Origin of the sequence: Sanguibacter massiliensis, from assembly GCF_900240335.1 — a bacterium.
GTDB lineage: Bacteria > Actinomycetota > Actinomycetes > Actinomycetales > Cellulomonadaceae > Flavimobilis > Flavimobilis massiliensis.
Map to the genome: position 1 here is coordinate 1415126 of NZ_LT964979.1, position 13068 is coordinate 1428193.

Genomic DNA, 13068 nt, shown 5'->3' on the forward strand with positions numbered 1-13068 from the left:
GCGGAGCGCCGAGACGCTCCGACGTCCCGGGGCGCTCTCAGTAGGACGGGTAGACGTAGTAGAGGACCGCCGAGCGGGGGAACCAGCGCTCGAGCACACCGCGATGTCCCGCGGGGAGCGGGCCGACCGTGTTGCCGTCGACGAGCCGCACCCTGCCGCCCGAGATCTCGCTCACGAGCGCGACGTGCGTCGCCTCGCCCGCGGGCCCCGTCGTGTGCCGGAACGCGAGCGCACCAACCTTCGGCGTCGTGCCCGACGGGAGGGTGCGCAGCGTCGTCGACCGGAACGTCCTGAACCTGTCGATCTTCGGGACTGCCGCGCCGTTCCCCGAGGCCTGCGACGCCCACGACTGGAAGAACGAGCACCACGCGGCCCGCGATCCCATCCACGTGTTGAACTTCGTCGTCTGTCGCGACGGGTCCGGTGCCCGCCTCACGTAGCCGACCTGCGAGCGCGCGGCCGCGATCATCGCGCCGCGGTCGCCCGTGACGGTCGTCGACGCGACAGCGCCGCTCGACGGTGAGACGTAGGCCGTCCCGCGCGAGAACCTGTGGACGCAGCCCCGCTCGAGCAGGCCACACCGACCGTCGGCGATGGGCACGCCCCACCGGCCCTTCGCCGCGCGCGCGTCCGCGTACCAGCGACCAGTCGCGCCACTCACGAACCAGGTGCGGACCGTCGTGCGCGTCGACGTCCTGCGCGTCACCTCGACGAGGACGCCCTTGGCGTACTCGCGAGACCGGACCTTGAGGAGCCCGGTGACGCGTGTCGCCCGGCGCTGCGCAGGGGTGAGCGTCCGGATCTTGTCGAGGGGCCGGCCGAGGCGCGTCGTCCCGAGCGCGGCGGCGCGCGCCTCGAGCGTGCGTGCGCCGCGGCTCACGACGACGGCACGCTGCGCCGAGCGGACGGTCCTGCCGTCCGCACCGAGGACCCGCACGCGGAACGCGTCCTGCCGGTCGACGACAACGTGAGCCGTGAGACGCCCCGACGACGACGTCCGGGAACGCGTGACGCGGCTCCAGCGCGTTCCGCGGCGCTGCTCGACGACAACCTCGCGCGTCGCCGCCCGCGTCACGCCGCCCACCCTCACGGCGAGCCAGAGACGCTCGCCCGCACGGGGACGCGTCGAGGACACGGCGAGTCGCACCGTGGGACGCGCCGTGGACGCTGCGGCACGGACCGCGGATCCGTCGACGACGGGCGCGGCGGCTGCCGCGGGCACGAGAGGGCCTGCGAGCACCAGGACGAGCATGAGCACGAGACCGGGCGCCGGGCGGAGTGGTGGACGACGGGCCATCGACCCACAGTGCCACGAGTCCCCGGGCGTGGCCAGAGCAGAGCGGGACGGGGACGCTCGCGACCCACGACCGGGGCACCTATCCTCGGCTGGTGACCACACGCGACCCGTACCTCGACAACGCGCGCGGCCTCCTCATCGGCCTCGTCGTCCTCGGCCACGTCCTCACGCCGCTCGCGACCCGAGAGACCGACGTCCTCAACCTGTGGATCTACTCGTTCCACATGGCGGCGTTCGTCACGGTCTCCGGGTACGTCGCGCGGAGCTGGGTCGGCAGCCCGCGCCAAGCGGCCGCGATCGTCACGTCGCTCGTCGTCCCGTACGTCCTGCTCGACCTCGCGCACGAGGCGATCGCGTCAGTCCAGGACGGCACGGCCATCCGCGTCACGCTCCTCACGCCGGCGTTCACGCTGTGGTTCCTCGTCGCGCTCGCGCTGTGGCGCCTCGCGACGCCGGTCCTCCGGGTGCTCCGGCATCCCCTGGCATTCGCCGTCGTCCTCAGCCTCGTCCTCCCGTTCGAGCGGGCGCTCGACTCGACGCTCTCCCTCGGGCGCGTCGTCGGGTTCCTGCCGTTCTACGTCCTCGGCGCGTGCGCGACACCCGAGACGCTCGCACGCGTCCGGGGGCTCGGACGTCGGTGGCGCCTCGTCGGAGGCGCCTACCTCGTCGCGCTGCTTGTCGTCTGCGTGGTCGTCGAGGACCGTGTGCACCGTGGCTGGTTCTTCCTCGACGGCTCCTACCGTGAGCTTGAGCTCGACCCCGTGCCCGGTCTCGTCATCCGTGCGCTCGCGCTCGCTGGCGGCCTCTTCGGCACCGTCGCGATCCTCCTCGTCGCGCCGCGTGGCGACTCATGGCTCACCCGCTGGGGTCGCAACAGCCTCGCCATCTACATCGTCCACGCACTGCTCGTGCGGCCGTTCCTCGGTTCCGGGACGCTCAAGGCGCTCGAGGGCCCGTGGGTGGTCGCCGCCGCTGTCGGCGTCGCCGCCGTCCTCACGGCGATCCTCGCCCTCGACCCCGTCGCGCGGGGCGTCGACGCGCTCGTCCGGCCGGCATGGCTCGGACGACTGCTCACCGACCGCGAGGCGGCCGCCCGCCGCGGCGCACCGGCCGACGCGCCACGCAGCGGTACGGAGGTGCACAGCGCCGAGGTGCGCAGCGGTACGGAGGCCACGGGCGTACCCGGCGACGAGCAGTCGCGCCCCGCTCAGTAGCGCGGGTAGCCGTAGAACTTCACGCGGTTCGCGGTCGACCACTTCTGCTCGGACACGCCACGGAAGCCGCCGCCCGGACCGTAGTTGCCGTGGATGACGTTGAGCCAGCGGCCGTCCGCGCTCACCGAGGTCACGAGCATGACGTGGTTCGCCTCGGAGTGCGGGGGCCTGGTGCTCACGAACGCGAGCGCGCCCGGGCGGGGCTTCGAGCCCGTCGGCATGGACGCCCGTACCTTCGAGACGAAGCTCCGGTAGCTCTTCGCGACCGGGATCGCGGCCTGCCCCGCGGCTGCGCCCGACCACGAGAGGAAGATCGAGCACCACGCGTTGTCGGAACCGACCCACGCGTTGTACTTCGTCGTGTGCGGACCGACACCCGGGTAACGGTCCTTGTAGCCGAGCTGCGAGCGTGCGACCGCGAAGACCTCGCCCATGCGGCCGCGTGCAGCCGACGACGACGCCTTCCGGTCCCCCTTCGCCGCATAGAGCGTGCCCTTGGCGAAGCTCTGGACGCAGCCCCGCTCCGCCAGGTCGCAGCGCGCGTCCGACGTCGGGACGCCCCACCGACCCGACGGGCCGCCGTCAGCGAGGTACCGCCGGAGGATCGTGCCCGTGACGAACCACGTCCGGCGCGACGACGACGTCGTCACCTCGACGAGCAGCCCCTTCTCGAAGCGCTGGTGGACGACCTTGCGGACGTTCTTCACCCCGGTGCGCGACCGCTGCAACCGCGTGAGCGTGCGACGCGCCGAGGTCGCGTCCCCGACGCGCCCCGCAAGCGTCGACGCCCGCTTCGTGAGGGTTCGTGAACCCGTCGCTCGCACAACCATGACGGTCCGGCTCGTCGCCGACGCCGACGACCTCGTGGCCGAGGCGACGACACGGAGCCTGCCACCCTTCGACGGGCGGACGGAGAGCGTGAACCGACCGCCCGCACGCGTCGACGTGCGCGACACCGTCGTCCAGCCGGACGCGCCGTCCGGGCGGGACTGGAGCCGCACCGACCGACCTGCGGACGAGCCCGAGACCTTGCCCGTCACCCAGAGCCGCTCCCCCGCGAGGAAGAGGCCTCCGGCCGACACCGTCGCCGTGACGGTGGGGCGTGGCGGCGCGGCGGCCACGGCCGCCGGTGCCCCAGCCGCCGGTGCCCCGGCCGGAACGACGAGCCCTGCAAGCCCGATGACGACGACGAGGAGCGCTGCCCTCACCGTCCGTGAGCTGCTGACGTTCGTGACCATGCGTGGCTCCTGACCCCGGCACCGACTAGTGCCCACGCTACCCCGGGGCGGACGCCCGGGCACGGACTCAGGAGGCCGGGCTGGTCGTCCCGGCGCGGCGCAGGTCGGGCTCGAGGTAGATGACCGACCTGAGGTCGGGGACGGCCGCGCGCACCGCGGCCTCGGCCGCGTCGATCTCGGCAGCGACGTCGGCCGCAGACTCGGCGGCCGTCACCTCGATCTTCGCGGCGACGAGGATCTCCTCGGGTCCGAGGTGCATCGTCCTCAGGTGGATGACCGACTCGACGCCGTCCGTGCCCTCGAGCGCGGCGCGCACCGCCGCGACGTTCTCCGGGGTCGCCGCCTCGCCGATGAGGAGCGACTTCACCTCGATGCCGAGGATGATCGCGATGAGGATGAGGAGGACGCCGATCGACGCCGTGCCCGCCGCGTCCCACAGGCCGTTGCCCGTGACGAGCGTCATCGAGACGCCCACGAGCGCCAGCACGAGGCCGACGAGCGCACCGAGGTCCTCGAGGAGGATGACCGGCAGCTCGGGAGACTTGGCATGCTGCACGAACTCCCGCCACGAGAGCCGTCCGCGCACGTGGTTGGACTCGACGACCGCCGTCCGGAACGAGAACGACTCCATGGCGATCGCCACGACGAGTACGACCACCGGCACCCAGTGCCACGACGTGATCGGGTGCGGGTCCTGGAACTTGTGCCACGCCTCGTAAAGCGCGAAGAGACCACCGAGGGAGAAGAGGATGATCGACACGAGGAACGCGTACACGTACCGCGCCCGGCCGTAGCCGAACGGGTGCTCGGGGGTCGCCTCCTTGCGCGCACGCTTACCGCCCACGAGGAGCAGCACCTGGTTGCCCGAGTCCGCGAGCGAGTGGACGGACTCCGCAAGCATCGACGACGACGATGTGAGCAGGTAGGCGATGAACTTCGTTACCGCGATGCCCGCGTTCGCGAGCAGCGCCGCGACGATCGCCTTGGTTCCACCGGCAGTTGACATGGTCAGTCGTCCCCTCGACGTCGTCCTCGCCCCCGGACGGGGCGCGGATCAGTGTAGGGCCGGAGGTCCGCTGCGCGCGCGGCGGCCCGAGGCTGCGCCGCCGCCGGGGTCAGAGCGGGCGGGCGTCGTCGACGAGCAGCACGGGGATCCCGTCGCGGACCGGGTACGCGAGCGCCCCCTCGGGAGCGGTCGACCACAGCTCGGGCGAGCCGTCGGGGCCGACGCCGTCGACGAGCTCGGCGCCCGTCGCGGGGCAGCGCAAGATCTCGCGCACCCATGGCTCGACCGGCACTCCCGCGAACCCCTCGTCGTTCTGCGCGCTCATCGTTCCTCCTGCGTGTCGTGGTGGGACGTGCTCGCCCCTCGGTCCGTCCGGCGCGACGCGTCGCGCCCCCGTCCCCTCGCGGGGCGGACGTGGTCAGTTGCTCGGCCTGCGCATCCGGGGAAGGACGTCGTCCGGGTCGAGGACCTCGCCCGTCGCGCCGATCCAGCTCGTCGTCTCGCAGCGGTGGCACGAGACGAAGACGACGTCCGTGCCGTCCGCGAGCGTCATGTCGACGCGGGTGAGCTCCTCCGCCCCGCAGCCGACGCACTCGCGCGTCCCCGGGGACAGCGGTGCGGGCGAGCTCAGCGATCCGAGCGGCTCGGCAGGTCGTGCGCCGCGGCGCCGGCGCGGCGTCGGCCCGGCCACGTCAGCCCTCGCCCCGCAGCACCCGGAGGTGTCCCTTGCGTGCGATCTCCCCGACCTGGACGGGAGCGGGCTCGGCGAGGTGACGGCCACGGACCGGCGCGGCGGCCGGCCGGCCGGCCTCGCGCACCGCGTCGGCGAGGGCGAGCAGGTCATCCCGGCTCGGGCCCGCCTCGACGTGGTCGGTGACGAGACGCACGACCTCCCAGCCCCGCGGGGCCGTGAGCCGGTCGGCGTGCTCGGCGCACAGGTCATAGCTGTGCGGCTCCGCGAGCGTCGCGAGCGGCCCGAGGACCGCGGTCGAGTCTGCGTACACGTACGTGAGCGTCGCCACCGCGGAGCGGGGGCACGCGGTCCTCGTGCACTGGCGAACGGGTCTCACAGCTCCCGATGGTAAGCCGCCACGGCACCCAGACCCGAATCCCACGCCGAGCACGGGCCGCCACGCACGAGCGCCTAGTCTGGGGACGTGCGTCCGAGACCCCCTGCCCCCAGCCCCGCCGAGGGCGTGCGGCGGCGCGACCGACGCGGTCGCGGCCTCCGCGGCCCCCTCATGCCGGCCAGCCTCCCGGCCGCACGGACGCGCGCCGAGCACTTCGACGACCTCGTCGTCGCGACGGTCGTCCGCATCGAACGGACCTGGTCGCGCCAGCTCGCGGGCACGGAGTTCGCCGTCGAGGACGTCCCGCCGTCCGACCCGGCCCCGTGGGAGCACCGCCGGGGCGTGCCGATGGGACGCTACTTCCCGTCCGACGGCGCGCTCGCGGCACGGATCGTCGTCTACCGTCGGCCCGTCGAGGAACGCGCGCACGACCGCGACGACCTGGCCGAGCTCGTCCGTACCGTCGTCGTCGAGCAGGTCGCCCACATGCTCGGCCGCGACCCCGAGGAGATCGACCCGGGGTACGTCGGGGACTGGTGAGCCCGTGCTCCGGGACGGGCGCCGCAGGGCGGACGCCGCCGGACGACGCGTGCCGTCAGAAGCCCTGCGAAGGCCGCACGACGACGGACCGTGAGACGACGTCGCCCACGACCGGCGCGAGCACCGTGAGCAGGCCGTCGGCCGTCCCGTCGAGCGCGTCCGCGCTCGCCTCGAGCGACCACGCGACACCGGGGCCGTCCCCGACCGTCCGCACGACGACCGCCGCGACGTCGACGCCAGGTGCAGCGGCGTCGACCCCGAGCACTGTGGTCCCCCCGACAGGGACGTCGACCGGTCTGGTCGCCACGACCCGACCATCGACCCCCACGAGGTCAACCTCGACGCGCCGCGTCGCGACGGCGAGCGGAGCCCCGTCGTCGTCGACCGGGACGCCCGTCCCGAGCGCCGCTCCCGGGACCGCCGAGAGGTCCCCGGGCACCGCGGCGAGCACGAGCGTGCGCCGGACGCCCGCGGGGCTCGCGACGAGGCTCGTCCCCGGGACCGGCGCGACGTTCCCCGCGACGATCGCCCTGTCGTCGCCGTCCGTCCCGGGACGCACGACGGTGACGGACGTGACGACCGGGACGGCCGCGTCGACGACGACCGTGTACCGGCCACCCTCGAGCGCGTCGAGGTCGAGCGAGACGATCTGACCTGGAACCGCCTCGAGCTGCTCCGCGCCCGGGACGAGCACCCTTCCGTGCGCGCCGAGGACCGTCACGGTCACCGGTACGGGCTCCGTGGACGCAGCTTCCTCGGCCCCGGCCTCCGGGACGGGCACGAGAACGTCGAGGCGCGGTCCGGCGCCCGGGCCCGTCGTCGTCACGCCGGAGACGACCTGGCGGGGCGCCGGCGATGTCGCGGAGGCGAGGTCGACGCCCGTCGGCCGCAGCCCGTCGAGCGCCCCGACCTGCAGGTACGACGTCACGAGCGCGCCGCGTGCGACGACCTTCACGGCGAGGAGCCGCTGCTCGGGCGCGACGCTCTCGCGCAGACGTGAGGACTGCCCGCCCGCCGGGATCGTCATCGTCGTCGGCCCTGCCGCCTCGACACGTCCGCCCGGTCCCCACAGCTCGACGTCGACGACCGCGGCGGTCCGCGACGGGTTCTGGACGACGAGCCTCGTGCTCGCGCCCCGCGTCGTCGTCCCGCCGAGCAGCCACTGCCCGGCCGAGGGCGTCGCGCACGACGCGCCCGCAAGTCCGCGCAGGTCGCCCGCGGTCGTCGTCGAGACGACCGCGCCGCCGAGCGCAGCCGTCCCGTCGGGTGCGGGCGACGCGGCGAGCGTCACCGGGCCTGCGACCCGCCCGCGTGCGACTCCGTGGCCCCCCTGCGGCGTCACCGTCACGCCGTCAGGCGTCGCGCCGTCGAGCAGGCGCACCGGGGAGGGCCCGACGGTCGCGGGCGTGAGGACGACTCCGCCGAACGCCGTCACCGTGCCGACGGGTGTCGGGTCGAACGCCGGGTCCGTCGACGCGTCGGGATCCGCGAGCTGCGCGGGACCCGGGCACACAATGCCGACCGACGACGGGACGACCGACAGCTCCCGCGCGGCCCCGCCGCCTGCCTCCTCGACCGGCAGGAGGTCGACCGCCCACGCCGTACCGCCCGCGAGCCCCACGACGAGCAGGCCCGTGAGCCCGCGCAGCGCCGCAGCGCCGTACCGGCGCCGAGGCGCGTGCACGGGGGCCTCCTCGACGGGCTGCTGCGTGCTCTCGTCGGTGCTCACCGTTCCACCACCCTGCGTCGGACGGGCACGACGAGCAGCCCGTAGATCACCGCCGTCGCGACGAGCGCGACCCGCCACCAGGTGCCGCCCGGCGACTCGTACCAGACCTCGAGGCGGCCGCCACCCTCCGCGGGCAGCGCGAACGTCTGCTGCCACGATCCCTCGGGCACGCGCTGCGCGACCTCGAGCCGCCGCCCGTCGAGCGTCGCGCGCCAGCCCGGCGCGGCACGCTCGGCGAGCACGAGGGTTCGGGTCCCGGGCTGCACGTCCCAGCTCGTGCCCGCGGTCGTCCCGAGCTCGGCGAGGTCGCTCGCCCGGAGCCTCACGTCGATGCTCCGGCCGTCCGATGGCACGACGAGACCGGCGCCCGACCCGTCGAGCAGCCGCGCCCAGCCTGTCACCGTCGAGGTGCCCGCCGATTCCCCTGCCGGGACCGCGACGCGCCACACCGTGCCCGTCGCACCGTCCGCGACACGCTCGAGACCGGCGTGCGCATCGAGCCGCGCGAGCAGGGCGCCACGGGCGTCCTCGTCCGTCGTCGGGCCGACGAGCACCGCACCGACGCCGAGGTCGACGAGCGCCGAGCCGTCATCGTCGACCCCGCCGACGAGGCTCGCGACCGCCGTCGCGAGAGCCTCGGCGGGCGCGTCCGCGTCGGCCGTGAGCGCACGGTGCGCGAGGACGACCGACGTGTCGGCGAGCTGGGGGCCGTCGGCGTGCAGGAGCTGGAACGTCGTCGTCGGACCCGCGTCGAGGCGCAGCACGCGCGCCGAACGGGGCGCTTCCTGCATCTGGCGTCCCACGGCAGGCACGACGTCCCCGTCGAGGACGCGCAGCCCGGGCGCACCACGCACGTCGACGAGCTCGGCGCCGCGTACCAGAGCGAGGCCCGAGCCAGCGAGCCCCACGACGACGAGGAGAACGAGGGTCATCTGACGCCATCCGAACGCGTGCTCCGCGACGCGTTCCGTCACGTGGTCGAGCCCCACGAGCCCCGCGCCGAGCAGCGCGAGGACGACGAGCGACACCGCGCCGCTGGCCGACGCGTGCACCGCGCCGAGGTCTCCCGCACCGACGACGACGGTCGCGGCCGCGGCACCCGCGGCGAGCGCGACCGTCGCGACGAGCCACACGCCGCGCACCGCTCCGGCACGGTCGCGTCGCACGAGCGCGCTGAGCGCGCACACGACGACGAGCCCGCCGAGGACGAGTGGCAGCGCAGCGGCCACCGCGGCGGGCACAGGCAGGTTCTCGGCCCACGACCACGCGGGCAGGACAGTCGGCTCGCCGAGCAGCAGGCGCCAGCCTGCGGGCGCGACGGTCGGCACGGGCCGTCCCGGAGACGCGAGGAGCAGCGGCCACGCCGCCGCACCGCGGCGCACGACCTCCGCGACGAGCGGCACGAGGACGAGCACGGGCGGCACCGCGACGAGGAGGAGCAGCCGACGCGCACCTCGTGGCCGCGGACGTCCGCGCAGGAGCGCGACGAGCACAAGGCCCACGAGCGACGGCACGAGGAGCACGGGCGCTCCCGCGACCGCGAGGGCGAGGGCGAGGCCCCCGAACGCCGCGGCGGGGACCGACGTGTGCGCGACCGGACGGGTCCCCGGCAGGACCGTGTCCGTCACCGGCGCCGACGCGACGCCCGCGGCCGCGAGGTACGCCTCCTCACCGTCGTCGGACGTCGCCGACTCCCGCTCGAGACGCCGTGCCTCCGCGCGTCGCGCGGCCGCGACGACCGCACGCTCGACCGGAGGACGCGCCCCCAGCCCGACGCCCTTGAGCGCACCCCACACGGCCCACGGCAGCGCGACGTGCGCGAGGACGTCGCCGAGGCGCCCCGCACCCAGCCCGGCCGCGAGCACGGGGTTCGCGACCCACACGAGCGCGGCCGTCGAGCGCAGGAGGAGCGACTTCGTCGCCGTGCCGGCGGCGAGCCACGCGCCGAGGCCCGCAACGACGAGCGCGCCCACGAGCGCGACGTCGACGACCGTCTGGAGGCCGCCCCCGAACGGGGTGGCGAGCGCGACGAACGGCAGGAGGACCGTAAGCAGCGGGTCCGCGGCGGCAGCGTCGCCGACTCCCGAGCGCAGCCAGCCGTCGGCGACCTCCGCCCACACGTCGGCGAGCGAGCCGCTCGCCACGGGGAGCGACTCCGACACGAGCCGGGCGCCGCGCCCCACGGCTCCGAGCGCCGGGCCGAGCCACCACAGAGTGAGACCGACGAGCCCGACCGTCGTGAGGCTGACGCCGACGATGCGTCGACGCAGGTCCGCACGACGCTCGGCGAGCGCGAACGCGTCGCCGCGCGCGAGCGCCCGACGACGCTCGCCACGCGCGAGCCGGCGGTCGCGCCGCGCGACGAGGACGTCGCGCCACGTCGCGCGCAGCGGGACGAGCGCGGATCGTGGCAGGACGCGCGCCCGTCGCACCCGGCGGCGCGAGCGCCACAGCGCGACGGGACGCAGCACCGCCCAGGCGGCCGCGGTGATCTCGGCACGTGCGCGCCGCGCGCGCTTCGCACCGAGCTGCCACAGCGCGCGCGGCACCGCGAGGAGCGCGACGACGACGAGGTGCAGCCACACGAGCCCCGTCGGAGCGCCCGTGAGTCGATACCAGAGCTCGGCGCGGCGCCGGGCCGCGAACGACCGCTCCTCGTCGGGCTCGTGCTCGGGGTCGGACTCCCTGCGGCGCAGGTCGAGGTGCGTCGCCCTGGCGTGCGCGACGACAGCACCCGGGACGACGACGACGCGGTGGCCGGCAAGTCGTGCGCGGCGCGAGAGCTCGAGGCCGTCACCGACGTTGCCGTACTCCGGGTCGGGACCGTCGAGGGCCGTCCACACGTCGAGGCGGGCGAGGGCGCCTGCGAGCCCCACGCCGAGGACGTCGACCCGGCCGTCGTGCTGGCCCTGGTCGATCTCGCCCGGCTCGACGGACGTCATGCGCCGGCCGGCGGGCGACGTCGTGAGGCCGACCTCGACGAGGCGGCGGCGGTCGCCCGGCTCGACCTGCTTGGCGCCCGCGAGCACGACGGATGGCGCGTGCTCGACCGCGCGGACGAGCGCGTCGAGCGCCTCGGGCTCGGGCGTCGCGTCGTCGTGGAGCAGCCACAGCCAGCCGGACGGGCTGGGGGCGGGGGCGGAGCCGAGGTCGGTGAGGTGGGCGAGCCCGGCGCGCACGGCGGCGCCGAAGCTCGTGGCGCGCGGCGCGTGGACGAGGACTGTCGGGGGTGCGTCGTCGGAGGCGGGGGCGAGGCGTGCACGTCGGTCGGCGTCGCGAACGACGTCGACGACGAGGAGGCGGTCGGGGGCGTGCTGCTGCGCACGGACGGCGGCGATCGTCGCGTCGAGGTAGGGGGTCGCGCCGCGCGTCACGACGACGGCCGTGACCGTCGTCGGCGCGTGGGTGACGCCGGTGCGGGTGCGCGGGGTCCCGGCGTCGCTCCTGCCGTGAGAACGGGCGGGACGAGGGCTGTGGGCGGGGGTCGCGTCGGGGGTCGTCATGCTGTCGCCATCATGCCGCGCCGACGGGTGACGGTCCCGGAGGACCGCCGGTGTGTCAGACGGCCTGTCGCTTGAGCTTGCGGCGCTCGCGCTCGGAGAGTCCGCCCCAGATGCCGAAGCGCTCGTCGTTGGCGAGCGCGTACTCGAGGCACTCGGCGCGGACCTCGCAGCCCGTGCAGACGCGCTTGGCCTCGCGGGTCGAGCCGCCCTTCTCGGGGAAGAACGCCTCGGGGTCGGTCTGCGCGCACAGGGCGCGGTCCTGCCATGCGAGGACGGTCTCGTCGGTGTCGATGCCGAGCGTGAGGATCTCAGCCCCCACGGGACGGCTCGCGTCGGACGGGAACGGGCCGTCCGTCTCGAGCAGGTTCCACATGGTGCTCCCCCTTAGTCTCTCCGTGCGTCGCCGGACCGATGCCCTGGGTGGTGCCCGGGGCGCCGTCGTCCCGCACCTGAGCCGTTCGGGGCTCTGGTGACCCCGCACGACGATCCGTTACCCAAATTACATGCGTGTCATGCGGGTAAGTCAAGCCGAGGTGTGCTATCCCGAGGGTGAGGAACCTCCCAGGTCCGTCCCGCAGGCGCCCACGGCGCGTCCTCGGCGAGGTCACGGACGGCCACGACACAGGCAAAGGCTCGGTAGGCTCTCCCCATGACGACCTCCCCTGTCGCGGCGATCCTCGCGACCCTCACCCAGGATCCCGGCCGCCCGCGCCTCACCTGGTATGGACCCGACGACGAGAGGGTCGAGCTCTCGGGGGCCGTCCTCGCCAACTGGGTGACGAAGACCTCCAACCTCCTCGTCGAGGAGCTCGACGCCGCCCCGGGCACCGTCGTGGCGCTCGACCTGCCCGCGCACTGGCGCACCCTCGTGTGGGCGCTCGCCGTGTGGCGCACCGGCGCGACCCTCTCGCTCGTCTCCCCCAAGGACGACGAGGTCGAGGCCGACGTCGCGATCACGCATCGCCCCGAGGCCTGGGCCTCCTACGACGTGCCGCTCGTCGCCGTCGCGCTGCCCGCCCTCGCGCGCTCGTTCGGCGACGGCCTGCCCGCCGGCGCGCTCGATGCCGCAGGCGCCGTCATGACGTACGGCGACGTGCTCGGGCCCGTCGTCGATCCCGTCCCGGACTCCCTCGCGATCGTCACGGGCGCCTTCCGCGGCGCGGTCACCGTGTCGTACAACGACCTCGTCGACTGGGCGGAGTCCGCGCGCGTCGCTCCCCAGGGGGACCGCATCCTCCTCACGTCCGACGCCGACTGCGTGACGTGCGCCGACGAGCCGACGACGCACCACGCCGACCACCTCGGGCGCCGGGGCAAGCTGCTCCAGACGCTGCGCTCGTCGCTCAACGCCTGGTCGACGGGCGGCTCCGTCGTCCTGCTCGACCCGACACAGTCCGAGCGCATCGCGACGCGCGAGGCCCGCGCGCACCTCGTCGAGATCGAGCGCATCGGCCGCTAACCTCGGCACATC

At 74.8% G+C, this 13068-nt stretch carries 12 protein-coding genes; 3 read left to right on the top strand and 9 right to left on the bottom strand.

Features of this window, described 5'->3' with window-relative positions; translation table 11 throughout:
* Window positions 1-37: 37 nt before the first annotated feature.
* A complete protein-coding gene (locus C1729_RS06640) occupies window positions 38-1297 on the bottom strand; it encodes a hypothetical protein (RefSeq protein ID WP_102509243.1) in 1260 nt (419 codons plus the stop codon).
* A 92-nt stretch (window positions 1298-1389) separates the two neighbouring features.
* On the opposite strand from C1729_RS06640, the gene C1729_RS06645 reads away from it, so the two are divergent.
* Window positions 1390-2511, top strand: coding sequence for an acyltransferase family protein (locus C1729_RS06645; RefSeq protein WP_165375441.1), 1122 nt, complete (start codon window positions 1390-1392; stop codon window positions 2509-2511).
* Here the strand turns inward: C1729_RS06645 and C1729_RS06650 are convergent.
* From C1729_RS06650 to C1729_RS06670, 5 genes are all read right to left on the bottom strand, one after another.
* Entirely contained in the window at window positions 2505-3749 is a 1245-nt protein-coding gene (locus C1729_RS06650) for an LGFP repeat-containing protein (protein WP_102509245.1), read from the bottom strand. The genes C1729_RS06645 and C1729_RS06650 overlap by 7 nt on opposite strands.
* Before the next feature lie 67 nt (window positions 3750-3816).
* The gene (locus C1729_RS06655; RefSeq protein WP_102509246.1) at window positions 3817-4755 is read right to left on the bottom strand and encodes a cation diffusion facilitator family transporter; all 939 of its coding nucleotides are present in this window, start codon (window positions 4753-4755) and stop codon (window positions 3817-3819) included.
* Window positions 4756-4864: 109 nt separating this feature from the next.
* Window positions 4865-5080 carry a Trm112 family protein gene (locus C1729_RS06660; protein WP_102509247.1) on the bottom strand — a complete coding sequence of 72 codons (216 nt, stop codon included), beginning with the start codon at window positions 5078-5080 and terminating at the stop codon, window positions 4865-4867.
* A 93-nt stretch (window positions 5081-5173) separates the two neighbouring features.
* Window positions 5174-5446 carry a hypothetical protein gene (locus tag C1729_RS06665; protein WP_207204571.1) on the bottom strand — a complete coding sequence of 91 codons (273 nt, stop codon included), beginning with the start codon at window positions 5444-5446 and terminating at the stop codon, window positions 5174-5176.
* A gap of 1 nt (window position 5447) precedes the next feature.
* Window positions 5448-5825: a DUF3499 domain-containing protein gene (locus tag C1729_RS06670; protein WP_102509248.1), complete on the bottom strand. Its 378-nt coding sequence runs from the start codon at window positions 5823-5825 to the stop codon at window positions 5448-5450.
* Window positions 5826-5912: 87 nt separating this feature from the next.
* On the opposite strand from C1729_RS06670, the gene C1729_RS06675 reads away from it, so the two are divergent.
* Window positions 5913-6365 (top strand): metallopeptidase family protein, encoded by a 453-nt coding sequence (locus C1729_RS06675; protein WP_340637943.1) that lies wholly within the window; start codon window positions 5913-5915, stop codon window positions 6363-6365.
* A 55-nt stretch (window positions 6366-6420) separates the two neighbouring features.
* Here the strand turns inward: C1729_RS06675 and C1729_RS06680 are convergent, their stop codons facing one another.
* Genes C1729_RS06680 through C1729_RS06690 form a run of 3 tightly spaced genes read right to left on the bottom strand, consistent with a single transcriptional unit; the run spans window position 6421 to window position 11970 of the window.
* The gene (locus C1729_RS06680; protein ID WP_102509249.1) at window positions 6421-8094 is read right to left on the bottom strand and encodes a DUF5719 family protein; all 1674 of its coding nucleotides are present in this window, start codon (window positions 8092-8094) and stop codon (window positions 6421-6423) included.
* Entirely contained in the window at window positions 8091-11597 is a 3507-nt protein-coding gene (locus C1729_RS06685) for a glycosyltransferase (RefSeq protein ID WP_102509250.1), read from the bottom strand. The genes C1729_RS06680 and C1729_RS06685 overlap by 4 nt, the downstream gene beginning before the upstream one ends.
* Before the next feature lie 55 nt (window positions 11598-11652).
* Window positions 11653-11970 carry a WhiB family transcriptional regulator gene (locus C1729_RS06690; RefSeq protein WP_102509251.1) on the bottom strand — a complete coding sequence of 106 codons (318 nt, stop codon included), beginning with the start codon at window positions 11968-11970 and terminating at the stop codon, window positions 11653-11655.
* 276 nt (window positions 11971-12246) lie between these two features.
* Here C1729_RS06690 and C1729_RS06695 point away from each other — a divergent pair, with 276 nt between their 5' ends.
* Complete coding sequence (locus C1729_RS06695; RefSeq protein ID WP_102509252.1) at window positions 12247-13056, top strand: TIGR03089 family protein; 810 nt, start codon at window positions 12247-12249, stop codon at window positions 13054-13056.
* Window positions 13057-13068 lie beyond the last annotated feature (12 nt).

Bases quoted from the DNA above. Each gene is read 5' to 3' on its own strand.
- C1729_RS06640 (WP_102509243.1), bottom strand. From the start codon at position 1,297: ATGGCCCGTCGTCCACCACTCCGCCCGGCGCCCGGTCTCGTGCTCATG.
- C1729_RS06655 (WP_102509246.1), bottom strand. From the start codon at position 4,755: ATGTCAACTGCCGGTGGAACCAAGGCGATCGTCGCGGCGCTGCTCGCG.
- C1729_RS06685 (WP_102509250.1), bottom strand. From the start codon at position 11,597: ATGACGACCCCCGACGCGACCCCCGCCCACAGCCCTCGTCCCGCCCGT.
- C1729_RS06650 (WP_102509245.1), bottom strand. From the start codon at position 3,749: ATGGTCACGAACGTCAGCAGCTCACGGACGGTGAGGGCAGCGCTCCTC.
- C1729_RS06690 (WP_102509251.1), bottom strand. From the start codon at position 11,970: ATGTGGAACCTGCTCGAGACGGACGGCCCGTTCCCGTCCGACGCGAGC.
- C1729_RS06695 (WP_102509252.1), top strand. From the start codon at position 12,247: ATGACGACCTCCCCTGTCGCGGCGATCCTCGCGACCCTCACCCAGGAT.
- C1729_RS06660 (WP_102509247.1), bottom strand. From the start codon at position 5,080: ATGAGCGCGCAGAACGACGAGGGGTTCGCGGGAGTGCCGGTCGAGCCA.